Origin of the sequence: Achromobacter sp. (genome assembly GCF_032102605.1) — a bacterium.
Classification (GTDB): Bacteria; Pseudomonadota; Gammaproteobacteria; order Burkholderiales; family Burkholderiaceae_B; genus Achromobacter.
Genome location: NZ_DAMDGT010000006.1, coordinates 195,264 through 218,547 on the forward strand (window position 1 = coordinate 195,264; position 23,284 = coordinate 218,547).

Annotated in this window: 28 protein-coding genes and 1 tRNA gene; 11 read left to right on the top strand and 18 right to left on the bottom strand. The window is 63.3% G+C overall.

Translation table 11 applies throughout. The features are described 5' to 3' along the window. Window position 1 precedes the first annotated feature (1 nt). Window positions 2-1,312, bottom strand: a complete 1,311-nt coding sequence (tig, locus tag RT614_RS15835) for a trigger factor (protein WP_313623075.1) — start codon at window positions 1,310-1,312, stop codon at window positions 2-4. A 175-nt stretch (window positions 1,313-1,487) separates the two neighbouring features. After that, the gene (locus RT614_RS15840; protein WP_313623076.1) at window positions 1,488-2,243 is read right to left on the bottom strand and encodes a M48 family metalloprotease; all 756 of its coding nucleotides are present in this window, start codon (window positions 2,241-2,243) and stop codon (window positions 1,488-1,490) included. Between the two features lie 259 nt (window positions 2,244-2,502). Between RT614_RS15840 and RT614_RS15845 the strand changes: the two genes are divergently transcribed. Further along, a complete protein-coding gene (locus RT614_RS15845) occupies window positions 2,503-3,048 on the top strand; it encodes a TIGR00645 family protein (RefSeq protein WP_313623077.1) in 546 nt (181 codons plus the stop codon). 92 nt (window positions 3,049-3,140) lie between these two features. On the opposite strand, the gene RT614_RS15850 is transcribed toward RT614_RS15845, so the two are convergent. The 5 genes from RT614_RS15850 to RT614_RS15870 form a co-directional block, all read right to left on the bottom strand. Then, a complete protein-coding gene (locus RT614_RS15850; protein ID WP_042794090.1) occupies window positions 3,141-3,347 on the bottom strand; it encodes a cold-shock protein in 207 nt (68 codons plus the stop codon). A 309-nt stretch (window positions 3,348-3,656) separates the two neighbouring features. Next, window positions 3,657-4,220, bottom strand: a complete 564-nt coding sequence (locus RT614_RS15855) for a DUF924 family protein (protein WP_313623078.1) — start codon at window positions 4,218-4,220, stop codon at window positions 3,657-3,659. Between the two features lie 148 nt (window positions 4,221-4,368). Then, window positions 4,369-4,572 carry a cold-shock protein gene (locus RT614_RS15860; RefSeq protein ID WP_006220190.1) on the bottom strand — a complete coding sequence of 68 codons (204 nt, stop codon included), beginning with the start codon at window positions 4,570-4,572 and terminating at the stop codon, window positions 4,369-4,371. 371 nt (window positions 4,573-4,943) lie between these two features. Next, window positions 4,944-5,264, bottom strand: coding sequence for a hypothetical protein (locus tag RT614_RS15865; protein WP_313623079.1), 321 nt, complete (start codon window positions 5,262-5,264; stop codon window positions 4,944-4,946). 93 nt (window positions 5,265-5,357) lie between these two features. After that, window positions 5,358-5,756, bottom strand: coding sequence for a hypothetical protein (locus RT614_RS15870; protein ID WP_313623080.1), 399 nt, complete (start codon window positions 5,754-5,756; stop codon window positions 5,358-5,360). 124 nt (window positions 5,757-5,880) lie between these two features. On the opposite strand from RT614_RS15870, the gene RT614_RS15875 reads away from it, so the two are divergent. Next, complete coding sequence (locus tag RT614_RS15875) at window positions 5,881-6,180, top strand: DUF2513 domain-containing protein (protein ID WP_313623081.1); 300 nt, start codon at window positions 5,881-5,883, stop codon at window positions 6,178-6,180. 70 nt (window positions 6,181-6,250) lie between these two features. Here RT614_RS15875 and RT614_RS15880 read toward each other — a convergent pair whose 3' ends face one another. The 3 genes from RT614_RS15880 to RT614_RS15890 all read right to left on the bottom strand — a co-directional run bounded on the left by RT614_RS15880 (window position 6,251) and on the right by RT614_RS15890 (window position 8,216). Then, on the bottom strand, window positions 6,251-6,547 hold the full coding sequence (locus RT614_RS15880; RefSeq protein ID WP_313623083.1) for a hypothetical protein: 297 nt from the start codon (window positions 6,545-6,547) through the stop codon (window positions 6,251-6,253). Between the two features lie 100 nt (window positions 6,548-6,647). Further along, on the bottom strand, window positions 6,648-7,034 hold the full coding sequence (locus RT614_RS15885) for a RidA family protein (RefSeq protein WP_313623084.1): 387 nt from the start codon (window positions 7,032-7,034) through the stop codon (window positions 6,648-6,650). A gap of 24 nt (window positions 7,035-7,058) precedes the next feature. Next, window positions 7,059-8,216, bottom strand: a complete 1,158-nt coding sequence (locus RT614_RS15890) for a DSD1 family PLP-dependent enzyme (protein WP_313623228.1) — start codon at window positions 8,214-8,216, stop codon at window positions 7,059-7,061. Window positions 8,217-8,334: 118 nt separating this feature from the next. Between RT614_RS15890 and RT614_RS15895 the strand changes: the two genes are divergently transcribed. Continuing rightward, complete coding sequence (locus RT614_RS15895) at window positions 8,335-9,258, top strand: LysR family transcriptional regulator (protein ID WP_313623085.1); 924 nt, start codon at window positions 8,335-8,337, stop codon at window positions 9,256-9,258. 6 nt (window positions 9,259-9,264) lie between these two features. Here RT614_RS15895 and RT614_RS15900 read toward each other — a convergent pair whose 3' ends face one another. Further along, entirely contained in the window at window positions 9,265-9,663 is a 399-nt protein-coding gene (locus RT614_RS15900; RefSeq protein WP_313623086.1) for a RidA family protein, read from the bottom strand. Between the two features lie 180 nt (window positions 9,664-9,843). Here RT614_RS15900 and RT614_RS15905 point away from each other — a divergent pair, with 180 nt between their 5' ends. After that, window positions 9,844-10,152, top strand: coding sequence for a hypothetical protein (locus RT614_RS15905; RefSeq protein ID WP_313623087.1), 309 nt, complete (start codon window positions 9,844-9,846; stop codon window positions 10,150-10,152). A gap of 13 nt (window positions 10,153-10,165) precedes the next feature. Here the strand turns inward: RT614_RS15905 and RT614_RS15910 are convergent, their stop codons facing one another. Both RT614_RS15910 and RT614_RS15915 read right to left on the bottom strand, forming a co-directional pair. Then, window positions 10,166-10,414: a hypothetical protein gene (locus tag RT614_RS15910; RefSeq protein WP_313623088.1), complete on the bottom strand. Its 249-nt coding sequence runs from the start codon at window positions 10,412-10,414 to the stop codon at window positions 10,166-10,168. A gap of 98 nt (window positions 10,415-10,512) precedes the next feature. Next, a complete protein-coding gene (locus RT614_RS15915; protein WP_313623089.1) occupies window positions 10,513-12,162 on the bottom strand; it encodes an intermembrane transport protein PqiB in 1,650 nt (549 codons plus the stop codon). A gap of 161 nt (window positions 12,163-12,323) precedes the next feature. On the opposite strand from RT614_RS15915, the gene RT614_RS15920 reads away from it, so the two are divergent. Beyond that, complete coding sequence (locus RT614_RS15920) at window positions 12,324-12,809, top strand: GNAT family N-acetyltransferase (RefSeq protein WP_313623090.1); 486 nt, start codon at window positions 12,324-12,326, stop codon at window positions 12,807-12,809. 11 nt (window positions 12,810-12,820) lie between these two features. Here the strand turns inward: RT614_RS15920 and RT614_RS15925 are convergent, their stop codons facing one another. The 4 genes from RT614_RS15925 to aqpZ all read right to left on the bottom strand — a co-directional run bounded on the left by RT614_RS15925 (window position 12,821) and on the right by aqpZ (window position 15,958). After that, window positions 12,821-13,129, bottom strand: coding sequence for a carbohydrate isomerase (locus tag RT614_RS15925; protein WP_313623091.1), 309 nt, complete (start codon window positions 13,127-13,129; stop codon window positions 12,821-12,823). A 66-nt stretch (window positions 13,130-13,195) separates the two neighbouring features. Beyond that, on the bottom strand, window positions 13,196-14,053 hold the full coding sequence (gene kdsA, locus RT614_RS15930; protein WP_313623092.1) for a 3-deoxy-8-phosphooctulonate synthase: 858 nt from the start codon (window positions 14,051-14,053) through the stop codon (window positions 13,196-13,198). Window positions 14,054-14,148: 95 nt separating this feature from the next. Beyond that, window positions 14,149-14,712 carry a cytochrome b gene (locus RT614_RS15935; RefSeq protein WP_313623093.1) on the bottom strand — a complete coding sequence of 188 codons (564 nt, stop codon included), beginning with the start codon at window positions 14,710-14,712 and terminating at the stop codon, window positions 14,149-14,151. A gap of 532 nt (window positions 14,713-15,244) precedes the next feature. After that, complete coding sequence (aqpZ, locus tag RT614_RS15940; RefSeq protein ID WP_313623094.1) at window positions 15,245-15,958, bottom strand: aquaporin Z; 714 nt, start codon at window positions 15,956-15,958, stop codon at window positions 15,245-15,247. 239 nt (window positions 15,959-16,197) lie between these two features. Here aqpZ and RT614_RS15945 point away from each other — a divergent pair, with 239 nt between their 5' ends. Continuing rightward, on the top strand, window positions 16,198-16,737 hold the full coding sequence (locus RT614_RS15945; RefSeq protein WP_313623095.1) for a hypothetical protein: 540 nt from the start codon (window positions 16,198-16,200) through the stop codon (window positions 16,735-16,737). A 259-nt stretch (window positions 16,738-16,996) separates the two neighbouring features. Here the strand turns inward: RT614_RS15945 and RT614_RS15950 are convergent. Next, a tRNA-Leu gene (locus tag RT614_RS15950) sits at window positions 16,997-17,083 on the bottom strand. A gap of 47 nt (window positions 17,084-17,130) precedes the next feature. Between RT614_RS15950 and dapC the strand changes: the two genes are divergently transcribed. From dapC to RT614_RS15975, 5 genes are all read left to right on the top strand, one after another. Beyond that, on the top strand, window positions 17,131-18,327 hold the full coding sequence (gene dapC, locus RT614_RS15955) for a succinyldiaminopimelate transaminase (protein WP_313623096.1): 1,197 nt from the start codon (window positions 17,131-17,133) through the stop codon (window positions 18,325-18,327). 24 nt (window positions 18,328-18,351) lie between these two features. Further along, complete coding sequence (gene dapD, locus RT614_RS15960; RefSeq protein WP_313623097.1) at window positions 18,352-19,173, top strand: 2,3,4,5-tetrahydropyridine-2,6-dicarboxylate N-succinyltransferase; 822 nt, start codon at window positions 18,352-18,354, stop codon at window positions 19,171-19,173. After that, a complete protein-coding gene (gene dapE / locus RT614_RS15965) occupies window positions 19,173-20,306 on the top strand; it encodes a succinyl-diaminopimelate desuccinylase (protein WP_313623098.1) in 1,134 nt (377 codons plus the stop codon). Before dapD ends, dapE begins: the two co-directional genes overlap by 1 nt. A 112-nt stretch (window positions 20,307-20,418) precedes the next feature. After that, window positions 20,419-21,315, top strand: coding sequence for a 50S ribosomal protein L3 N(5)-glutamine methyltransferase (gene prmB, locus RT614_RS15970; RefSeq protein WP_313623099.1), 897 nt, complete (start codon window positions 20,419-20,421; stop codon window positions 21,313-21,315). Continuing rightward, the gene (locus RT614_RS15975) at window positions 21,312-23,243 is read left to right on the top strand and encodes an ABC-F family ATP-binding cassette domain-containing protein (RefSeq protein WP_313623100.1); all 1,932 of its coding nucleotides are present in this window, start codon (window positions 21,312-21,314) and stop codon (window positions 23,241-23,243) included. Before prmB ends, RT614_RS15975 begins: the two co-directional genes overlap by 4 nt. Window positions 23,244-23,284: the final 41 nt, after the last annotated feature.

A 23,284-nucleotide genomic window follows, 5' to 3' on the forward strand; every position in this document is an offset into this window, starting at 1 on the left:
GTTACGCCATCCCCATCAACTGATCGAAAGGCACCTTCTCATCGGTGACCTTGGCCTTTTCCAACACGTGCGCGACGACGTTGTCTTCAAGCACGATAGCCTCGATTTCAGCACGACGCTGGCGGTCTGCCAGGTAATAGCTGACAACCTGGGCGGGTTGTTCGTAGTTTTGCGCGAATTCTTCGATGCGCGTACGAACCTGCTCGGGCTTGGCCTGCAGTTGGGCTTGCTTGACCAGTTCGGACACCAGCAGGCCCAGACGGACGCGGCGCTCGGATTCGGTCGAGAAGGCTTCGGCCGGGATCGGCACGGATTCGGCATTGGGCACGCCGCGCTGCTTCAGTTCTTCGCGAGCAGCGGCGACGCGGCCTTGCACGTCGTTGTCGATCAGCGCCTTCGGCACGTCGAACTTGCCGGCTTCGACCAAAGCGTCCATGACGCTGGCCTTGGTGCGGCCTTGCGAACGGACCTTGACTTCGCGTTCGATGTTGGTGCGGATGTCGGCCTTCAGCTTTTCGACGTCGCCTTCGGCCTGGCCGAGGGACTTGGCGAATTCGCTGTTCAGTTCAGGCAGGACGCCTTCAGCCACTTCCTTGATGGTGATGGTGAATTCGGCGGTCTTGCCGGCGACTTCCACGCCTTGGTAGTCATCGGGGAACTTGAGCTGGAAGACCTTGGTTTCGCCAGCCTTCAGACCGCGGGCGGCTTCTTCGAACTCGGGCAGCATGCGGCCTTGACCGAGCACGAACGGGAAGTCTTCGGCCTTGCCGCCTTCGAACGGCACACCGTCGATGGTGCCGACGAAGTCGAGCGTGACGCGGTCGCCGTCGGCGCTGGCGCGGCCTTCGCGGGCTTCAAACGTGGCACGTTGCTTGCGCAGGACGTCCAGCGTTTGCTGCACTTCGGCGTCGGTGACGGCGGTTTCGTAGCGAGTGACGGCCAGGCCCGACAAGTCAGGCACGGCGACTTCGGGGTAAACCTCGAACGTGGCGGTGAACGCCAGCGTATCGTCAGAAACGCCTTCAGTCTTGGGCTCGAGGTTCGGGGCGCCAGCGACGCGCAGCTTGGCGCCGTCGATAGCTTGTTCAAAGGCACGGCCAACTTGGCTATTGATCACGTCGTAGCGGATGCTGGGGCCATGGCTACGCTCGAGCATGGCGAGCGGCGCCTTGCCCGGACGGAAACCGGGCACCTTGGCGGTGCGAGCCACGCGCTTCAATTGCGCCTGGACTTCCTTTTCGACGTCGGCCACCGAGACGGCCAGATCAACACGGCGCTCCAGGCCGGAGAGGGTTTCAACCACAGGCTGCATTAAAAGACCTATTTTCCGAGAGATGAGATTACGGGCGGATAAACGCGGCATTTTACCGGAACTTCCAGAACCCTGACGCAAAAGGGCGCGAGCCCCGGATTTGCCCGGATGCTCGCGCCCCGTTTTATCGCCCCAGGAAAGGACATTCCGAGAGGCAAGAAGCCTGCCTGCGGCTTTATTTGGCCTTGGCGATACGGTCTTCGATGTGCTGAGCGCGCTTGGCCGAGGACGGGTGCGAGCTCATCATATCGCTCTTGCCGCCGTCGAGTTCGGCAAGCTTCTGGAACGCCGTCACGAGACCGCGGGTATTGAGCTTCTTGGACTGGAGCAGATCGAACGAGTAATCGTCCGCGGCGCTTTCCTGCGACTGCGAGAACTGCGCGTTGATGAACTTTTCGGTCAGGTCGCCCAACTGCGAGGAGTTCAGCGCGGCAACGGTCGCCCCGCCAGCTGCGCCCGCCGCATCGCGTGCGGCCGACACGGTGTAGGCGGTCTGCATCGCCTTCTTGGAATGGCCCAGCGCCACGTGGCCGATTTCGTGGCCAACCACGCCCATCACCTCGTCGTCCGTCATCATGTCCATCAGGCCGCTGTAGACGCGGATGCAGCCGTTGGCCATTGCCCAGGCGTTCACGTCTTTGGTGACATAGACCTTGTAGCTGGCCTTCTGGCCGTTGACCGTGCCGCCCAGCGATTTGGCGATCTTTTGCAGGCGGGCGTCGTACTTGCTGCCCGGGGCTGCGATCTTTTCTTGCGAATCGCTCTGTGCGCATGCCTTATCGGACAGGGTCTTGATCTCGGCGTCGCTCAACGTGGCCGCCTGGACCACCTTGGCGCCGGCGCCCACGAGCCCTCCGATGTCCAGGGCGTGCGAGGCCGAGTAAGGCGCAAGCGCGACGGCCAGGGCGGCGACGGTGTAGCGAATCTTCATGGGAACAAACTCCTATTGACTTGTTCTATGCAAACGAGGCGGCAATTCTATATAGGCCAATAGCTTTGGAAGCACTTCGGCACACAGTTTCGCAAATGCGAACTTCGCTTACATAAAATCCAAGCGCCGCACCAATTGCCATGCTAGGTGCCTGGCGCTCCAGGCCACGTCAGCCAAAACAGATCCCCCGGCTGTCGCACGGCATTGATAGAATTGCCGCCGCCCTTTTTTCTGCAAACAACAACGGCTCGCACCCACCATGATCCCGAATCCCCCTCCCCGCCTTGGACTGCTCCCCAGCCTGATCTTCAGTTCGCGCTGGCTGCAACTGCCGCTCTACCTGGGCCTGATCGTCGCGCAGGGCGTTTATGTCATGCTTTTCCTGAAGGAGCTCTGGCATCTGGTGACTCACGCCACGAGCTTCGGCGAGATGGAAATCATGCTGATCGTGCTGGGCCTGATCGACGTGGTCATGATCTCGAATCTGCTGGTCATGGTGATCGTCGGCGGCTACGAGACTTTTGTGTCGCGCCTGCGCCTGCAGAACCACCCCGACCAGCCGGAGTGGCTCAGCCACGTGAACGCGAGCGTGTTGAAGGTGAAGCTTGCGATGGCCATCATCGGCATCTCGTCGATCCACCTGCTTCGCACTTTCATCGAAGCGGGCACGATCGGCACGCCCAACGCGCGTTTCACGGAAGCCGGCGTAATGTGGCAGACCATCATCCATGCCATCTTCATTCTGTCCGCCTTGGGCATCGCGCTGGTTGACCGGCTGTCCTCCGGCGCCGGCGCCAAACACTGACGATCCAGGTAAAAAAAAGCCCCCACACGCTAGGTGTGGGGGCTTTTTTATGGATAGAACACCAGGTGGCCCGGCGCGCTACCCTGTAGGTCTCAGGCCGCGACCTTGATGTTCTTGGCGCTGGGGCCCTTGGGGCCGGTCCCAACGTCGAAAGTGACCCGTTGGTTCTCCTGGAGCGACTTATAGCCTTCGCTACGGATTTCGGAGTAGTGAGCGAAAAGATCCTTGCTGCCGTCGTCGGGCATGATGAAACCATAACCCTTTTCGGCGTTGAACCACTTGACGATGCCGGTTGCCATGGAATGTCCTTGACCTAGAAATGCGATTGCTCGCGGGGCGCCAGATCATCAAGGATGGGAGAGGATAGCAACCGCGGCACCACTGACGGCGACCAAGGAGAACGCAGACCGCGTCGCTTGAGAATCTCGCTGAATTCAGTGTATTGGCGAATTCGGAAAAACGTCAAATATTCGAAAGGCGGGAAATTGCGCCTGGAAACGCCCGCTACGCCCGTAAAAAGTCGCAAACCGCAGGGCCTTTGAACGGATAATTTTCAACTTGCCACCTGCCGATACAGGTGGATACCGCCTTGCCCTGCGGCCCCGTCCTTAGCCGGAGAATCCGCCCGACTCCAGGAACTCTCGCTCGGCCTGAATGGTCTGCCGTCCCAACGCGGCATTGCGGTGCGGAAAGCGCCCGAACCGCTTGATGATGTCGCGGTGCAGGACAGCCCAGCGTACAGCTTCCGCCCCCAAAGGTTCCATTAGGGCAATGCATCGATTTTGAGCGCCCAGGTTCTCGGCATGCTCGAATGGCATATAAAAAAACTGCCGGACAGCATTGTCGACCTCGAGGTCGTGGCCGGCAGCGATGGCCCGTTCCGCAAAGTGCAGCGCCAGCGCGTCGGTCGCGAACATATGACCGGTATCCCGGTAAGCATTACGGGGGAACTGGTCCAGGAGGATCATCAGCGCCAACGCGCCCGCCGGGTCATCCAGCCATGCGTCCAGGCGACGCCCTGCGGCAGCCATGTGGGCGCCTTCGAAGCGGGCTTTGAAAGCCGCGTCGAATGACGCGCTCTTGCTGAACCACTGCGCGGGTCCCGCCTTTATCCAGAAGTCGACTACATCCTGGGGTTGAGTGGAAATCGGCGACGTGGGGGCTGCTGTCATGGCGGCGGCAAGGTCCTGAGATGGGGGCTGGGACACGCGCCGCTTGGGCCGTGCTGGCGAATGCCTGCTGGCGAATGCCTGCTGGAAGAATACCGCGGACAAAAACAAAAAAGCCCCACGAGGGGGCTTTTTGCGAAAAATCAGAGTCTTACAGAACCTGAATCTTCGTGGCTTGCGGGCCCTTGGGGCCATTGGCCGTCACAAAGCTGACGCGCTGGTTCTCTTCCAGAGACTTGAAGCCCGAGCCCTGAATTTCGGAGAAGTGAGCGAACAGGTCCTTGCCACCCGCTTCCGGGGTGATGAAGCCATAACCCTTTTCCGAATTGAACCACTTAACGACGCCGGTTTCCATACTGTATTTCCTAGAGATAATGGGCAAATGCCCGGAGGTCACGAATCAATCAAGGAGGGGACAGTAGAACAATAACGCTGAGCCGGAAAAGGCACGGCACTGAACGAAAATCGCAACGCTTGTGATCGTGTGCCGACACTATCGTTATGTTCCCCTCACAAGTCAACATAATCCTAAAAAATACGTGCCAATAATGCAACAAAGAGAAACTGCACAGAAAATTGGCACGTTTTCATAGGCAAAACGAAGCCCTGTATAGGTGTTTACACCCACACATCATAAAAAAACAATCAAGGCTTATATAAATGCCACCAAAACCGAGTACGACGTTCAATACATCGTTTGGATGACACTATGGTTTGCCGCCAGGCTTACTCGTCGATAGGTAAACCCAACAGGTCGAGTGCCGCGCCGAAAGCATCGGGACCCGAGCAAAGGAAGACCGCCACGTCGCCGGGGTTCATATTTTCCAGGACTTGGTCGATCTGTTCTTGCGCATTATCAACATTGTCGACATTGGCGGCGTGTATGTCCGCTCCGGCGTCGACTTTTTCACGCGGCACGATATCTGCAATTGCATTGAGATCGGTGACGCCCATGACGACATAGGCGCTGATGCTCTCGCCATCCAGCGTGGTGAGCAGCTCGATGCCGCCCGCTACGTCGGCAACGTGCCGACTGAGTATTTCCATGATCCATCTTCCTTGACTTGCGAGCTGAGCCCGCCTGGGCACGCACCGTGTAGGTGCACACGCACGCCCAGGCGCGACTATAACAGCCTTCGGCTAACGCTTCTTGACATTCGGACCAAGCGACGTCCGAGCGGCTCCTGACGTGGCCGCCACGCTACGGCAGCGGACCCCTGCTGCAGTCAGCACCTGGGCAAGCGGCTTCTGGGCCGCCAGGAATGCCGCCTTGTCGTCGCCGAGCAGCTTGCAGATGAAGAGCTGGGCCTGTAGCTGGGTGCGCCGCGCCTTGCGGTTGTCGGATTCCTGGGCCAGCCACTGGCCGACCCAGGCCGCGGCGGCTTCGGGGTCGCCTTGCTGCTTTACGTGGCCCAGGAGGTCGAACACGGTCACTCCGTTGATGCGATCGTCGTCGCTACGCGATAGAAAGAGCTTGGCGGCCTGGCCCGTATAGCCGGGGACCACGGCGAGGCAATCCCGTTCTGCGGGTTTTTTCATGGTGTTTGGGAATCTGGTTTATCGAGATCCAGGACTGTAACCCGGCTGCGCGCTGTCCCATTGCTGCAGTGCAAGTCTGCTATCGTCATCGTGTTCTTTCCCTACCCCCAACATGGTGAACATCATGCAACGCGATTTCGATCTGGTCGTCACGATCCTGGGCGCCCTGCGCGACGCTCCGGGTCCCAACCTGAGCACCCACGACATCAAGAACGCCGCACTGGCGCCGCATCCCGAGGAACAAGGCCTGCAGCTGATTGCGCATCACCTTGACCTGCTGGAGGACGCGGGCCTGGTCAAGCAGATCAGCGAAACCGCGGCAACGGCAGGTGCGACGCGTTGGCGCATCACCTGGAAGGGCTATGACGCCCTTGAGCAGGACGAAGACGACGAAGAGGATGAGGATTTCGACGCCGAGGAGTGAAGCGCGGCGTGCCCGTCGACCGAGCGGCGTAGGCCGCCGGTTGGCGGTTAAACGTGTCGACGATGGGCGATCAGCGGCTTGATGGCTGGACTGCCCCACGGCGCTCCAGGATGCGACGCGTAAGCAACGCGGCCGCAGCGCCGATCACCAGGCTGAACATGAAGGCCGCGATCGACAACATGGGCGCCAGGTCGCTGAATCCAGCCACGCGCGCCAGCACCAGGGCGGCCACGGAGATGACCGCCGCCAGCCCTGCGACGCCCAATAGCGCATGACCTATCGAACGCAGGCGGCCGCACAGGGCGCCGCCCGCCAGGGCTGCCGCCACCATGGCGGCCATGGACCAGAACAGATATTCGTATTGCATTCGAACGATCTCCGCCGCGGGCATCAAGGCGCCCGCATTATAGGCGGCGCCCGGCCGTGCCCGTCGGTAGCGGCTTGGAGCAAGACCGTTCTGGCCTGTTTCAAGCCACGGCGACCACGCTGATCTCGACCAGCGCGCCGAAGTGCAGGTCTCGCGTGGGCACGATGGCGCGTGCCGGGCGATGAGCGCCAAAGCACGTTTCGTACACACCATTGACCTCATCCCAGAGGCTGACATCGGGGATGTAGACCGTCGCGCTCACGACCGCCGACAGGGATGAGCCGGCAGCTTCGAGAATCGCCTTGACGCTGCGCATGGCCTCATGTGTCTGGGCGGCCGCGCCGGATGCCAAAAGCGGCCGCAGACCGGGCCCGGCAGCCGGCAGGAAGCCCAGTTGCCCTGACACGAACACAAAGCCATTTGCGCGAACCGCCTGGGAATAATGCCCGGCGGGCGGAGTTGCTTCGGGGGTGTGGATGATTTCCATGTCCTGATCCTTGTAGCGTCGGGCTTACCAGCCGCGAAACCGTTCCCAGCGAGCCACGACGCCCGGCTGCCCGGGCCGCACGACCTCGTATGCGTCATGTTGCGCGCAGGTGGCGCACGCGTGGTTGGGGACGATGCGCAGCTTGGCGCCGATCGGCAGGTTCGGCAGCGCCTCGGCGCTGCCCGCCCGCAGCTTGATGATGCCCTGCTCCTGATTCGTCTCGGCCAGCAGTACGTCGGGATACACGTTGCCGTCCACATCGCAAACCAGCCCGTAGAGCTGATCCACCGGCTGTTTGGCGGTGCCCCGGTCACGCGACATGGCCATCCATCCTGCGTCAACCAGGATCCATCCTTTGTCGGGTTGGTGGCCAATTACCGTCGTCAGCACCGTGGCGGCGATATCTTCCACGCGGCAAACCCCCAACCCTGCCATGACCAGGTCGAAAAACACATAAACACCGGCCCGGACTTCCGTCACACCTTCAAGGCTGCGCGCAAAATGCGCGGTGGGGGTCGAACCGACGCTGACCACGGGACACGGCAGGCCGGCAGCTCGGATTGCCTGGGCGCAGCTTACGGCGGCCCAACGCTCCTGCTCGGCCATGTCGGCGATTGCCTCGACGCTACGGCAACCGTAGGACTCGCCGGCATGCGTCATGACGCCTTGCAGCCGCGCGCCGTCTTCGTGAAGCACCCGAGCGATCGCCAGGAGGTTCGTCGAATCGTTGGGCTGTACGCCGGCGCGGTGGCCGTCGCAATCGATTTCGATCAGCGCGGGGATGGGGTCTCCCGCCGCCTTCGACCTGGCTGAAACCGCCCTCGCCGCCTCGATGCTGTCGACCACGACGGTCAAATCGACGCCGCGCTGGCGCAGGGCCAGCACGCGGCCCAGCTTGGCGGGCGACACGCCAACCGCGTAAAGCAGGTCCGTGACGCCCGCAGCCGCGAACTGTTCGGCTTCCTGCAAGGTCGACACTGCGGCAGGCCCCTGCGGCGTGGACATCACCCGACGCGCGACTTCTATTGATTTGGGGGTTTTCAAATGGGGCCGGAGTTGCACGCCATGACCGGCCATCAGGGCGTTCAAACGCTCGATGTTGCGCGCCATCCGGGTTTCGTCCAGCAGCAGGCATGGGGTTTCAAGGGTGTCCAGCGAAGGCGCGGCGCTTTCCGGGGTCATCATGGTCTCGTGGGTGATGGACGGGGCACGAGGGCTCGTGTCCGCGATGGGCCAGTATGGCGCGGACGGGACTTCCCGTGTTTAATTCATTCTTAATTTTCCATTAAGCCCGACCTAAATGATTACCACCGATGACCTGCGCTTTTTCCTTAGCCTTGCCGCAACGGGCTCGCTGGCGCAGGCGGCGCGAGCTCTGGACGTGACGCCGCCGGCGGTAACGCAACGACTGCACGCGCTGGAAAAGCGGCTGGGGGTCAGGCTGGTCAACCGGTCGGCGCGCGGCATCGCCTTGACCGACGAGGGTACGTTGCTGGCCCGTCGGGCCGGGCAGATCTGCGGCGAGCTGAGCGACCTGGCGGACGAGCTGGCGGGGCGGCGCGGCATAGTGGCCGGCCATCTTCGTGTCGTGGCGCCGCTGGGTTTCGGCCAACGCTACATCGCCAGCCTGGTGGCCGACTTTCGCGCACGCAGCGAAGACGTCACGGCCAGCCTGGCGCTGTCGGACGGTCCGCCCCGTTTTGCATCGGACAACTGGGACGTGATGGTCCACATCGGCGAACTGCGCGACTCCACGTTGGTCGCCTATCCGCTGGCGCCCAACCGTCGCATTCTGTGCGCGGCGCCGGCTTACCTGGCGCGCAGAGGGACGCCCGCCAAGCCCGAAGACCTGCGCGACCACGATTGCATTGCATTGCGTGAGAACGACGAGGACGTCACCCTGTGGCGGTTCAAGCGCGGCCGTAGCGCCGCCCTGGGAGTGCGGATCACCCCCACGCTGTCCAGCAACGCCGGGGCGACGGCCCTGCAATGGGCATTGGCCGGACACGGCATCGTCGCGCGGTCGGAATGGGATGTGGCGGCGCATCTTGGCACGGGCGCGCTTGTGCCCTTGCTGGCGGGCTGGAACCTGCCGGATGCGAATGTGGTGGCGCTGGTGAAGTCACGACAGGAACTGTCGGCTCGTACGGCTGGATTCCTGGCGTGCCTGCGAGCCGCATTCGCCTCGCCGCCGTGGCGCGACACTACATCCACGCCGGCGTGAAAGCGGTTAATCCAGCATCGCCTCTGCTTCGATTTCGATCAGCCATTCCGGCAGCGACAAACCGCTGACGATGATCCACGAGGAAGGAGGCGGGTCGACCTTGAAGCGATCGCGCAGGGCCTGCGCCACGACCTCCTGCTCTTCCCTTACCGTGTCGCAGATATAAATGCGCAGCATGATGACCTGCGCAAGCGTGCCGCCCCCCGCGGCCAGGACCCTTTCGACGTTGTCCAGCGCGGCTTCGGTCTGAACCTGCAGCCCCGGCCCGACGGTCTTTTCGTCGGGGCCAACGCCGACTTGCCCAGACAGGAGCATGCGACGCTGTCCCGTCACGATGACGGCCTGGCTGAACCCGTATTGCACGGAATTGAAGACCGTATCGGGGTTGACGACAATTCTGGACATGGCGATCTCCGGTACAGGCCCACGCGGCCGTTGGCCATTCTAGCAACGGGCCGGCACAACACGCCGACGCTGATCCGCAAGCCGCGCGCTGGCGCCATGCGCCAAATCGATCAAATGCGGTATGGATCACCACGCGGGTCTTTGATACGCTGGATCAACCTGAAACAGCGGGGTATGGCCATGAGCAACAAGATCCGAGTCCTGTGCATCCAGCCCGCCTCGATGTCCGCGCGTTTCGCCTTTCTGACCATCGCCCTGAAGTGGTCGCTGGGAGCAACGCCCAGGCCGACGCGTTTGCGGATCGGGCCGCACGACCTTCAACCCGAGGGTTCGGAGGCCGCATTCTGGCAGTTTGCGCTGCGGCATGTCTTCTCCAGCCAGTCCATTTTGGTCACGCGAGGCGACCACTGGGACGTGTCCGCATCCGTGGACGGCGACGAGGTCCGGGCGTTCGGCCGGACGTTCGCGCTGCGGCAGTGCCTTTTCTGAAGCCTTTCTGTCCCTACGCGCTCTTGCGGTGAAAGGAGACCATTTCCTCCGCCGTCCAGCGCTGGCGCGCCTCGTCCTGACAGCACGTCCGATACACCAGCGCGCCGACATCCAGGAAGCGCTTCATGTCGGCCTCGGACACCTTGCCCTGCACCTGCAGCAGGCAATCCGCCAAGGCCGAAAGCACACCGTCCCAGCCGTCGAACCGGCCCGGCGCAACAGGCTGCGTGATCATCCGCGCCATCATTTCACTATGATCCATGCTGAGTCTCCACTCTGACGCGCTGCCAGCCCCAGGTAGCCGTGAAAGCGTCACGGGGCTACATCAGCAAACGGTGTTCCCGGCGCCGGTCGGGGTGGCTAGCGCGCCGTTGCGCGCGCCGGCGCGGGATCCGCGGCGCGGCCGCGCAACAGCGCGTCGGGGTGGGCCTGCAGATAGTCGGCCAGCTCGCGCAGGGCCCTGGCGGTGCGCGAGAGTTCCTGCAGCATCGTCCCCGTATTGACCGGCAAGCCTGCATCCGGGCTCAGCAGCCCGCCCACCGCGGCAAGGGACCTGCTGGCCTGCTTGAGCATCGCGACGGCCTCCGGCGCAAGCTGCGCATCCAGCCGCCTGACCAGGCTGGATGCCCCTTTCAGGACATTGCCCAACTCGGTTCCCAGCCCCTCCAGAGGGACTCGCTCGATCGTGGTGAGGATGCTGTTGATCTGAAGCTGCAGCTGATCCAGATTGTTCGGCACGGTGGGTATGAACGGCGCATCCTCCATCTTGAACACCGCCGGATCAGCATCCGGGAAGACCGCCATCGCAACGTACAGTTGCCCCGTCAAGAGGTTTCCGATCCGCAGTTGCGCGCGCAGGCCGTGTTCGATCATGGCGGCCATCAGCTTGCCGGTGGGATGTTTGATCGTGGAGCCCGAGAACTCCGTGATTTCTTCGAATGTCTTGGCGCCGAGCCGTTCGGGATAGAGCGTCGCCCCAACGACCGCATAAAACTGGTTTGTCGTCCGATCAAGTTCCAGTGCAATGGAATCCACCTGGCCGATCGAGGCGCCAAAGGCGTCAATGGGCGCGCCGACTACCAGCCCTCGCACCGACTGGTCGAACCGCATGCGAATGCGCATGGGAACGCCATCCGGAAGCGCACGCGCAGCGGATTCCGACTCAAAAATGACGAACGAGGCGTCAGGCTTCGCTGCCGCGTGCGATCGCGCTTCCAGGGAATCGAAGGCCACGCCGCCCACGAGCACGGAAAGCAGCGATTGCGAGCGCACTTCCAGGCCGCGAGCATCCACGGAAAAGTCGACGCCGCTCGCGTTCCAAAAGCGCGTGCCTTCGTTGACATAAGCATCGTTGGGCGCATCGACGAACACCTGGATGTCGACTCCGTCGCCGCTGGCGTTCAGGCGATACCCCACCACCTGCCCCACCGCTATGCGCCGGTAGTACACCGGCGAACCGACATCCAGTGAGCCGAGATCGTGCGCCTTCAATGTAAAGCGCTTTCCCGGCCGGTCCTGCGTGACTTCGGGCGGGACTTCGAGACCGACAAAGGAAAACTTGGTGGCGATGGGGGCCTTGTTTTCGTTGGATCGGCCCGCCGGATCGAGCCCGATGTAGGCGCCCGACAGCAAGGTGCCCAGTCCTGACACACCGCTCAGAGTGAGGCGCGGCCGCACCACCCAGAACACGGTGCCCTCTTGCAGCAGTCCGGCAGCCTCCTTGTTCAGGCGCACCGTGGCCACCACCCCGGTGCGCTCCGGATTCAAGGCCACGCGCTGGACGATGCCGACATTCACCTCTTTGTAGCGGACCTGCGTCTTGCCCGCCTCCAGCCCTTCGGCGGTCTGGAAACTGATCGTGGCGACCGGGCCTGCTTCCATCCAGACCCGCAGCACCAGCAGCAATCCGCCCAGCGCCGCAATGATAGGCACGAGCCAGATCCAGGAAAACCGGCGGCCACGCCTCGCGGGCGGCGGCGTCTTGCCGGCGGCAGTACCAGTCTCGGGCATTGAGGACATCCCCTTCGAGCACGCGTCCGGATTCTGGGCACAATCCCGTTAAAGCGTCGCGCCTGGCAGCCGGACGCGCAACAAGGGAAATCCCCAGGTGGGCCGCTGCTGCTTCAGCGAATCAGGGGTAGGATAGCGATCCCAATAAACAGGAAAAATTCGTGAATATTGAAATCCGTCCGGCCATTCCGTCTGATGCGGCGCAGATCCATGCATTCATCACCGAGCTGGCGGTGTACGAACGAGCTGCCCACGAGGTGATTGCAAGCGCGGACGACGTCCAGCGAACCTTGTTTGCCGAGGGCGCGCCGGCGCGGGCGCTGATGTGCCTGGTCGACGGCAAGGCCATCGGCTACGCCGTCTACTTCTACAGCTATTCCACCTGGTTGGGAAAGAACGGCATTTACCTTGAGGATCTGTACGTCACGCCCGAACACCGCGGCATTGGCGCAGGCCGGGACCTGCTGCGCCGCCTGGCGCAGGAAGCCGTGGAAAACGGCTGCGGACGGCTGGAATGGAGCGTGCTGGACTGGAACCAGCCCGCCATCGACTTCTATCAGTCCATCGGCGCCCTGCCACAAGACGAATGGGTGCGCTACCGGATGGCGGGCGATGCGCTGCGCAATTTCGCGGAAGGCCGCAGATAGGGCCTTTGCGGTCAGAACTCTGGCAGGTCGAACAGCGTGTGCAAGGTGGAGCTGGGCGCCGGCACGGACGCGAGGTGCTCGCGCCCGCCATCGTCCACCAGCACGCGCACCGCGCGCGACGCCACGGTCAGGCCGTCCACGCTGATGGCTGTCTCGACTTGCGCGCCGTGCTTGATGAGATCGATGACTTCAGAGGCGGCGGCCGTCGTGGGCTCGGATATCCACCCCGGCACGCCGCGCACGGCCTGTCCCCAGCGTACGTAGGCAATATGTCCGCTGACGGCCTCTTTACGCACGGCGACGATCACATACAAAGACATCCAGGCCTCCCTATGGTTTGGCCAGGATCGTATAACAGCTTTGCGTAGGTGGCATGACTGCCGCCGTCAGGGTTCGATGTCAATGGGCGCAAAGGACTTCACCAGGTCATCCAGATTCTTGAGCTGCGTCAGGAAGGGTTCCAGCTTATCCAGGGGCAAGGCGCTGGGACCGTCGCACTTGGCGTTCTTGGGATCGGGATGGGCTTCGAGGAAGAGACCTGCCAGGCCCACCGCCATGCCGGCCCGAGCCAATTCGACGACCTGTTCACGCCGTCCGCCGGAAGCCGCATCAAGCGCCGAACGCTGCTGCAACGCGTGCGTCACGTCGAAAATCATCGGACGGTTGCCCGTCACTTTCTTCATGACGCCGAAGCCCAGCATGTCCACCACCAGATTGTCGTAGCCGAAGCTCGTGCCACGGTCACACAGGATCAGCTTGTCGTTGCCGGCCTCGGTGAACTTTTCCACGATGTTCAACATCTGGGTGGGGCTGAGAAACTGCGGCTTCTTGATGTTCACGACACGCTGCGTCTTGGCCAGCGCCACGACCAGGTCGGTCTGCCGGGCCAGGAACGCCGGCAACTGCAGGACGTCGGCCACTTCGGCGACCGTCGCGGCCTGCCAGGGCTCGTGCACGTCCGTGATGACCGGCACGCCGAACTCTTTCTTCACGGCCTCGAAGATCTTCATTCCTTCTTCCAGCCCCGGCCCGCGGTACGAATGAATGGACGAACGGTTGGCCTTGTCGAACGAAGCCTTGAACACGTAGGGGATGCCGAGCTTCGTGGTGACGCGCTGGTATTCCTGGCAGGCGCGCAGCGCGAGGTCCTGGGATTCCAGCACGTTGATGCCGCCGAACAGCACGAAGGGGCGATCGTTCGCGCATGCGATCGAAGGGGAAATGACGACTTCAGGGGCGGGCATGATGGGAGATCCTGTAGAGATAAGGCAGGTGATAGTGCGTAATGTACAACCTGCCACCCAGGCCTTTCTGCCGCTGCGCCCTTTTTTTCAGGCCTTCAGCGGCTGGATGTCATGCGGCGCAGCACGCCGTCGCGCAGGACGTAATGGTGGAAAAGCGCCGCCAGGGCATGCAGCGCCGCCAGCGTGATAATTATCCAGGCGACCGTATCATGCAGTCCCCCGATGAACCGGCGTTGCTCGTGGGCGATGGGAATCAGCGTGGGGATGTCGAACAGCCCGAAAAATGCGAATGGCTCGCCCTGCGCCCAGCGGAACAGGAAGCCGAGGACGATCTGCGCCGCCATCAACAGATACAGCAGACCATGCACGCCCACACTGGCCGCCCCCATCCATCCCGAGGTGGCCCGGGGCAGACGCCTGCCTGCGCTGAGCCGCCACACGAGGCGCAGCACGAAGACACAGGCGAAGGCCAGCCCGAACGAAATATGCAGGGATTGCAGTAGCCGTCGCGTAGGCGTCCCGCGCGGCAGGAAGCCCCAGATTTCGGCCAAGGCGAACAATCCCAGCACCAGCACGACGGTCAGCCAGTGCAGGACGATGGTCGTCGTGTCGTAGTGGGCAAGGCGGGCTGGCGCTGAGGAAGGGCTGAGTGTTGTCACAGGATTACGCTTTGCGTCGATGGAATCGTCCGAAAGCGTATTGGGATCCGGCTGACTAGGTCCTGAGGACCGGCTTGTTGACGCCCCCTTGCAGTACCAAGCCAGCGAATTCCGGCTGCTGTGGGCCAACAACTCCTTTTTCAACTTGCACAACGCCTATCACGCCTATTGCAACAGCAAAGGGAAGGAGCGCCGTCGCCACCTCCAAAGGTATGTTTCCGCCCTGGTGACGGGCATGCAGCGAACGCCCCGGCAGCTCTCCGAGGTCCGCCTCTGTTGCGCGCCATCATCCGGAGCCGGAGCGCCTTGGAATACGTGCGCCTGAACCAGGCCAGGGCTGACAGAAACGACGACGCCCCTCCTCCCGCCTTCCCGCCATTCGGGGACGATTGCGCGGTACTGCTTGCGGTGGACCATCCCGATGCCATCGCAACGTTGACGAGCGGCCCGGAACCATCTTGGGGCTTGACGTTTGAGCAGGCGCTTTCCGTCGTTTTCGCTGGCCTCTTGGACGCGCGGTGGCCTGACCCTGTCAGGCGCGCTCGACTGCCGGGTCGCTGACCAGCCGATACGCAATGGCGCCGATGATTGCGCCCGCGATCGGCGCGACCCAGAACAACCAAAGCTGCTCGATCGCCCATCCACCCACGAACAGCGCGGGACCGGTCGAGCGTGCAGGATTGACCGACGTGTTCGTGACCGGGATGCTGATCAGGTGGATGAGCGTAAGCGCCAGGCCGATGGGGATGGCGGCGAAGCCCGCCGGGGCGCGACGGCTGGTGGCGCCCAGGATGACGAACAGGAAGCCGGCGGTCAGCACGACTTCGGTGACCAGCGCCGACAGCAACGTGTACTTGCCCGGCGAGTAAGCCCCGTAGCCGTTTGCGGCGAAATGGCTGGCTTTCAGGTCGAAGCCCAGCTTGCCACTGGCGATGCATGCCAGTACTGCCGCGGCCGCGATGGCGCCGAGGACCTGAGCAATGACATAGGGAAGGATTTCCTTGGCGGGAAAGCGCCCGCCCGCGACCAGGCCAACGGTGACGGCCGGATTGAAGTGCCCGCCCGAAATATGACCCACGGCGAACGCCATGGTCAGAACGGTAAGGCCGAAGGCCAACGCGACGCCGGCAAAACCTATGCCCAGCTCGGGAAAGCCGGCGGCCAGCACTGCGGCTCCGCATCCGCCCAGCACCAGCCAGAACGTGCCGAAGAATTCGGCGCCGCAGCGCTTTGAAAGCGAGTACATATCCACTCCTTGGTTACGAAACCTCAACGGTATCGCCAAGCGCGTATTGCGAAGGTCAAGGATTGAAAAGCTTGACCATTCTTGTATGTGCGTCCTGGCGGGCATGGCCGCCTTGCACAAAATAGCGGACCCGGACCGCGGACGCGATCGGGCAAACGGGCGATGCCGGGAGCGCCACATTGACGGCAAAAAACCGCGAATGCTATGTTTCAGCGGCCGACCCTCGTTGGAGGAACGCCGTGAAACTGCTCCTCGCTTTCGTTCCCTTCATTACCTTTGCGCTGCTGGAGCACAGGCTGGGAACCCACCCTGCCCTCGTCGCCGCCACAGCCGTCTCCGCGCTGCTGGTCATCCGGGACTTGCTCATCCTTCGCGTGGTGCCCAAGACGTTGGAGCTGGGGTCGCTGATATTGTTTGGCGTGCTTGCCTTTGCGACGCGCTTTGCCGAATTCGCGCCGTCGATCCTGAGCGTTCGCTTGCTGGTGGACGCCGGCTTGCTCGCTATCGTGCTGGGATCGATTTTCGCGGGCCGCCCCTTTACGCTTCAGTACGCGCGTGAGCGGGTCTCTCCGGAAGTCGCCGCCCGCCCCGCTTTCAGGCGCACCGCGGATAGGATTGCGTGGGCTTGGGCAGCCGCGTTCGCGGTTATCGTGCTGGCCGATCTGGCGATGATGTACGTGCCGTCTTTCACCACGTCCATTGGCACCGTGGTCATCCTGGCCGCACTATTGGCGGCGGCATGGTTTACCGGCTGGCTGCCCAAGAGGGTGCAGCGGTAATACGGGGGAACCATCGGGGTCGGTTGAACGGGGGGCCAGTTGAACTGGGGGGCCAGTTAAAGAGAGGCAGTCGAACCGTCGGGATTCAATGCGGCGACTGGATCAGTCGGTCGTTCGCGCGAAGGAACGGGTCCAGATTCGCTGGCTTGGTGAAGTGCACGGGGAGCGCAGTGGATTCCAGCGCGGTGCATTCCAGGGCCCGGCTCCCCACATCAACGCCGGATGAAAATCCAAGCCATTGATTTCATGAAGAAAAAATTGGTGCGAAGGAGGGGACTCGAACCCCTACACCTGTTACGGCGTCAGGACCTAAACCTGGTGCGTCTACCAATTTCGCCACCTTCGCAATAGGCCAAGCCCGCTATTGTAGCTTGCTTGTTAAAATCTTGCGTCATGAATCCGCGCCTCGATGCCCTACACCCCTACCCGTTCGAAAAATTGCGGGCTTTGCTGGCCTCCGCCAGCTCGCAACCGGACGGCCTTGCGCCCATCAATCTGTCGATCGGCGAGCCCAAGCACGCCGCGCCGGAGCGCGTGGCGCAAGCCATTCGCGACAGCCTTGCCGGGCTGTCCGTCTATCCGTCCACGAAAGGCGACCCGGCATTGCGTCGGGCCATCTCGGAATGGCTGGCGCGCCGCTACAGCATCCCCGCGCCCGACGCCGACACGCAGGTGCTGCCCGCGTTGGGCTCGCGCGAAGCGCTGTTTGCATTCACGCAGACCGTGATTGATCCGTCCGCCGATTCGGTCGTGATCTGCCCCAATCCGTTCTATCAGATCTACGAAGGCGCCACGCTGCTGGCAGGCGCCACGCCCTATTTCGTCAATGCCGATCCGGTGCGCAATTTTGGCAGCGACTGGAACCAGGTGCCGGACGACGTCTGGAAAAAGACGCGGCTGGTGTTCGTGTGTTCGCCGGGCAATCCGGCCGGCAACGTCATGTCGCTGGATGAGTGGAAGGCGCTGTTCGAACTGTCCGACCGCCATGGTTTTGTGATCGCATCGGACGAGTGCTATTCCGAGATCTACCTGGACGAGGGCAATCCTCCGCTGGGCGGCTTGCAGGCGGCGCGCCGGCTGGGCCGCGACGACTACCGCAACCTGGTGGCGTTTTCCAGCCTGTCCAAGCGCTCCAATGTCCCCGGGCTACGGTCGGGGTTTGTGGCGGGCGATGCCGCGCTGATCGGCCGGTTTCTGCTGTATCGCACGTATCATGGCAGTGCGATGAGCCCTATCGTGTCCGCGGCCAGCGTCGCGGCATGGTCGGACGAGGCGCACGTGAAGGAAAACCGTCGCCAATACCGCGAAAAATTCGACTCCGTCGTGCCGATCCTGCAGAAAGTGCTGGACGTGTCGCGGCCGCAGGCCTCGTTCTACTTGTGGGCGGCCACGCCCGGTTCCGATACGGCCTTCGTGCGCGACCTGTATGGCCGGACCGGTGTTACCGTGCTGCCGGGAAGTTTCCTGGCGCGGGAAGCGCACGGCGTGAATCCTGGCCAGGGACGCATCCGCATCGCCCTGGTGGCGCCTTTGGCCGACTGCGTGCAGGCGGCCGAGCGCATTGCCCATTTTGTACATACCTCTGTTTGATCAACCTTTAAAAGCTGAGCCGCTATGACTCTCGACCTCCAGACCACCATCGAACAAGCCTGGGAAAACCGGGGCAACCTGTCGCCCACCGACGCCAGCGCTGAAGTGCGCGAAGCGGTCGAGCACACCATCGCCGGGCTGGATCTGGGCCGCCTGCGCGTGGCCGAGAAGATCAACGACGACTGGGTTGTGCACCAGTGGATCAAGAAGGCCGTGCTCCTGTCGTTCCGCCTGAACGACAACGCCATCATGGGCCAGGCGCCCCTGCAGTTCTACGACAAGGTGCCGCTCAAGTTCTCGGAATTCGGCGACAACGCCTTCAAGCAAGGCGGCTACCGCGTGGTGCCGCCGGCCGTCGCGCGCCGCGGTTGCTATATCGCCCGCAACGTCGTGCTGATGCCCTCCTACGTGAACATCGGCGCCTACGTCGACGAAGGCACCATGGTCGACACCTGGGCCACCGTCGGTTCGTGCGCGCAGATCGGCAAGAACGTCCACCTGTCGGGTGGCGTGGGCATCGGCGGCGTGCTCGAGCCGCTGCAGGCCAACCCCACCATCATCGAAGACAACTGCTTCATCGGCGCCCGTTCGGAAGTCGTGGAAGGCGTGGTCGTGGAAGAGAACTCGGTGCTGGCCATGGGCGTGTTCCTGTCGCAAAGCACCAAGATCTATGACCGCGCCACGGGCAAGATCACCTACGGCCGCGTGCCGTCGGGTTCGGTCGTGGTTCCGGGTTCGCTGCCGTCGGCCGACGGCACGCACAGCCTGGCCTGCGCCGTCATCGTCAAGCGTGTCGACGCGCAAACCCGCGCCAAGACCAGCATCAACGATCTGCTGAGGGCTTGATGAGCACGGTACTGGATCTGGTCAAGGACCTGATCGCCCGTCCGTCGGTCACCCCGGCGGACGAGGACTGCCAGCGGGCGCTCGCCGCCCGCCTGGAACGCATCGGCTTCACGTGCGAAACCATCGCGCAGGGCGGCGTCACCAACCTGTGGGCCCGGCGCGGAAGCGCCGCGCCGCTGACGGTGTTCGCCGGCCACACCGACGTGGTGCCGCCCGGCCCGCGCGAAAAGTGGAACAGCGACCCGTTCGTTCCCACCGAGCGCGATGGCTGGCTGTATGGCCGCGGCGCGGCCGACATGAAAAGCTCGATCGCCGCCTTCGTGGTTGCGGCCGAGGAATTCGTGGCGGCCCATCCGCAGCATGGCGGCTCGATCGCATTGCTGATCACCTCGGACGAGGAAGGCCCGTCCATCGACGGCACGGCCATCGTCTGCGACGCGCTGAAGGCGCGTGGCGAACAGCTGGATTACTGCATCGTCGGCGAACCGACGTCGGGCGACGTGTTGGGCGACACCTGCAAGAACGGCCGTCGCGGCTCCTTGTCGGGCAAGCTCACGATCAAGGGTGTGCAGGGCCACGTGGCTTACCCGCACCTGGCGCGCAATCCGGTGCACCAGCTTGCTCCGGCGCTGGCCGAGATCGTCGGCATCGAATGGGACCAGGGCAACGAGTACTTCCCGCCCACCACGTTCCAGGTTTCCAACCTGAATTCGGGCACCGGCGCGACCAACGTCGTGCCGGGAGAGGCCGTGGCGTTGTTCAACTTCCGGTTCTCCACCGCAAGCACGCCGGAAAGCTTGAAGCAGCGCGTGCATGCAGTGCTGGACAAGCATGGCCTGGAGTATGACCTGGACTGGGAACTGGGCGGCGAGCCCTTCCTGACGCCTCGCGGGTCGCTTACCGATGCGCTGGTGCAGGCCATCCACGCGGAAACCGGCGTCACTGCGGAACTGTCGACCACCGGCGGCACGTCCGACGGCCGCTTTATCGCCAAGATCTGCCCACAGGTGATCGAGTTCGGCCCCGGTAACGCCACGATCCACAAGGTCAATGAGCGTATCGAGATCGCTTCGCTGGAGCCGCTCAAAAACATTTACCGCCGGACGCTGGAAAACCTGCTGCTGCAGAAATAACAGTGCCCCACCCGGGGGGATACCTTCCTCCCGGCGAATCGCCCGCCCCTTGGGCCGTGCCCCCCCGTCGCGGGGGCATTTTCCCATTGGGCGGTGAACTGGAATGCCAAATATGAATGCCTCCTCCCGCGAAGAATTGCAGACGCTGCGCGACCTTATCCGCTACGGCGTGTCTCGCCTGAACGGCGCCCAGGTGGCGCTGGGACACGGCAGCGACAATGCCTGGGACGAAGCGGTCTACCTGACGCTGCATGCCTTGCACCTGCCGCTGGACACGCTTGAGCCGTTCCTGGATGCCCGCGTGACGCGAGAGGAACGCGAGCACGTGCTCGATCTGCTGGACCGACGCGTGTCTGAACGCGTACCGGCCGCCTACCTGACCAACGAAGCCTGGCTGCGCGGCCATCGCTTTTACGTGGACAAGCGGGTGATCGTGCCGCGTTCGCCCATCGCCGAACTGCTGGACCAAGGGTTGTCGCCGTGGGTGCAGGACGCGCTGGCCGTCGAAAACGTGCTCGACATGTGCACCGGATCCGGCTGCCTGGCCATCCTGTCGGCGCTGGCGTTCCCCTATGCGCACGTGGACGCCGTTGACGTCTCGTCGGACGCATTGGACGTGGCGCGTCGCAATGTCGACGAGTACGGACTGGCGGATCGACTGGACTTGCATCAAAGCAATCTGTTCGACGACCTGCCCGCGCGCCAGTACGACGTGATCGTCTGCAATCCGCCCTACGTCAACAGCGGTTCAATGGACGCCTTGCCGCAGGAATACCTGCACGAGCCGCAACTGGCTCTGGCCGGCGGCGACGACGGCATGGACCTGGTGCGCCGCATCCTGGCCTCGGCGCCGCAATACCTGACCGAGCAAGGCGTGCTGGTGCTGGAAATCGGCCACGAGCGCGACTTTTTCGAGGCGGCCTTTCCGCAGCTGTCGCCCGTATGGCTGGACACCGAGGAAGCCTCGGACCAGCTTCTGCTGCTTACCCGCGAGCAATTGAGCCTGTGATACGCGCTACTGGATTGACCCTGCGCCGCGGCACGAAAGTGCTGCTGGACGGCGCCGAATTCGTTGTAAACCCCGGTGAGCGCGTCGGCATCGTCGGCAAGAACGGTGCGGGAAAGTCCTCGTTGTTCGCGCTGTTGACGGGCGCGCTGGACCTGGACGCGGGTACCTTGTCCGTGCCCGTGGGCTGGCGCATCGCCAGCGTCGAGCAGGAACTGCATGCGGACGACCGCCCTGCCCGCGAGTTTGTCATCGACGGCGACACCCATCTGCGCGCGCTTCAGGCGCAGCGCGCCGCGCTGTCCGACGATCATGGCACCGAGATCGCGGAGGTCGAAGCCGCGCTGGTGGAAGCCGGCGCCTGGAGCGCCCCGTCGCGCGCCGAACAACTGCTGGCTGGCCTGGGCTTCAAACCCGCCGAATGGATGCAGCCCGTCGAGAGTTTTTCCGGCGGCTGGCGCATGCGACTGGCGCTTGCCCGCGCGCTGATGGCGCCTTCTGAACTGCTGCTGCTGGACGAGCCCACCAACCACCTGGATCTGGACGCCATGTTGTGGCTGGAGAAATGGCTGGGCGCCTACGAAGGCACCGTCATGCTGATTTCGCACGACACCGAATTCCTGGACGCGGTCGCCAAGTCAATTCTGCATTTCGACCACGCCAAGCTTGTCCGCTACCGCGGCGGCTATGGCGACTTCCTGACGCAACGCGCCGAGCGCCTGCGTCAGACCAACATCGCTTTCGAACGCCAGACGCGCGAGGCGGCCCGCCTGCAGGGCTTCATCGACCGCTTCAAGGCCAAGGCATCCAAGGCCAAGCAGGCGCAAAGCCGCGTGAAGGCGCTGGCGCGCATGCAGGTGCTGGCGCCATTGCAGGCCGAGGCGGGCATCGACATCCGCATCCCGTCGCCCGAGCAGGTGCCCGATCCTTTGCTGACCCTGGAACACCTGTCGGCGGGCTACACAGACGCCGACGGCAACGCCGTGCCCATCCTGCGCGACGTGACGCTGATGGTGCGTGCAGGCAGCCGCGTCGGCGTGCTGGGCGCCAACGGCGCGGGCAAGAGCACGCTGATCAAGACCCTGGCTGAAGAACTTCCCGTACAGGCAGGCGAACGCCGCGCGTCTCGCGGTCTTGCCATCGGCTATTTCCATCAGCACCAGCTCGACATGCTGGACGTGGACAGCACGCCGATCGCCCACCTGGCGCGCCTGGCTCCGGACGCGCGCGAGCAGGAACTGCGCAACTACCTTGGCGGTTTCGGCTTTTCCGGCGATACGGTGACCAGCAAGGTCGGTCCCATGTCAGGCGGGGAAAAGGCGCGTCTGGCGCTGTCCCTGATCGTCTGGCAAAAGCCTAACCTGCTGCTGCTCGACGAACCCAGCAACCACCTGGATGTCGAGACACGCGAGGCCCTGGCCACCGCGCTGGCGGATTTCGGCGGCAGCATGCTGCTTGTATCCCACGACCGCCACCTGCTGCGCACCACCGTGGACAGCTTCTGGATCGTCGCGGACGGCGCGGTGCGGGAATTCGACGGCGACCTGGAGGACTACCGGGACTGGCTGGCCGCCCGCAACGCCGACGAACGCGCCGAAGCACGGGAAAACGCCGAAAGCGGCGAGCCCGTCGTCGACCGCAAGGCCCAGCGGCGCGCCGAAGCGGAGCAACGCCAACGCCTGTCGGCGCTGCGCAAACCGCTGGAATCCAAGCTGGCCAAGGTGGAATCCGAGATGGAGAAGCTGCGCGTGAAATTGCAGGCGCTGGACGCCATCATTGCCGACCCCGATCTGTATTCAGACAACCGGCGCGCGGAACGCCAGAAAGTCATGGCAGACCACGGCGAACATGGCAAGCGCATGGGCGAGCTGGAAGAACAGTGGCTGGAACTGCAGGGAGAGCTGGAGGAGATCGACCAGGCCGAAGCCTGATCGAGTGCGACACGGCGGCGGCCAGGAGGGCCGCCGGCGCC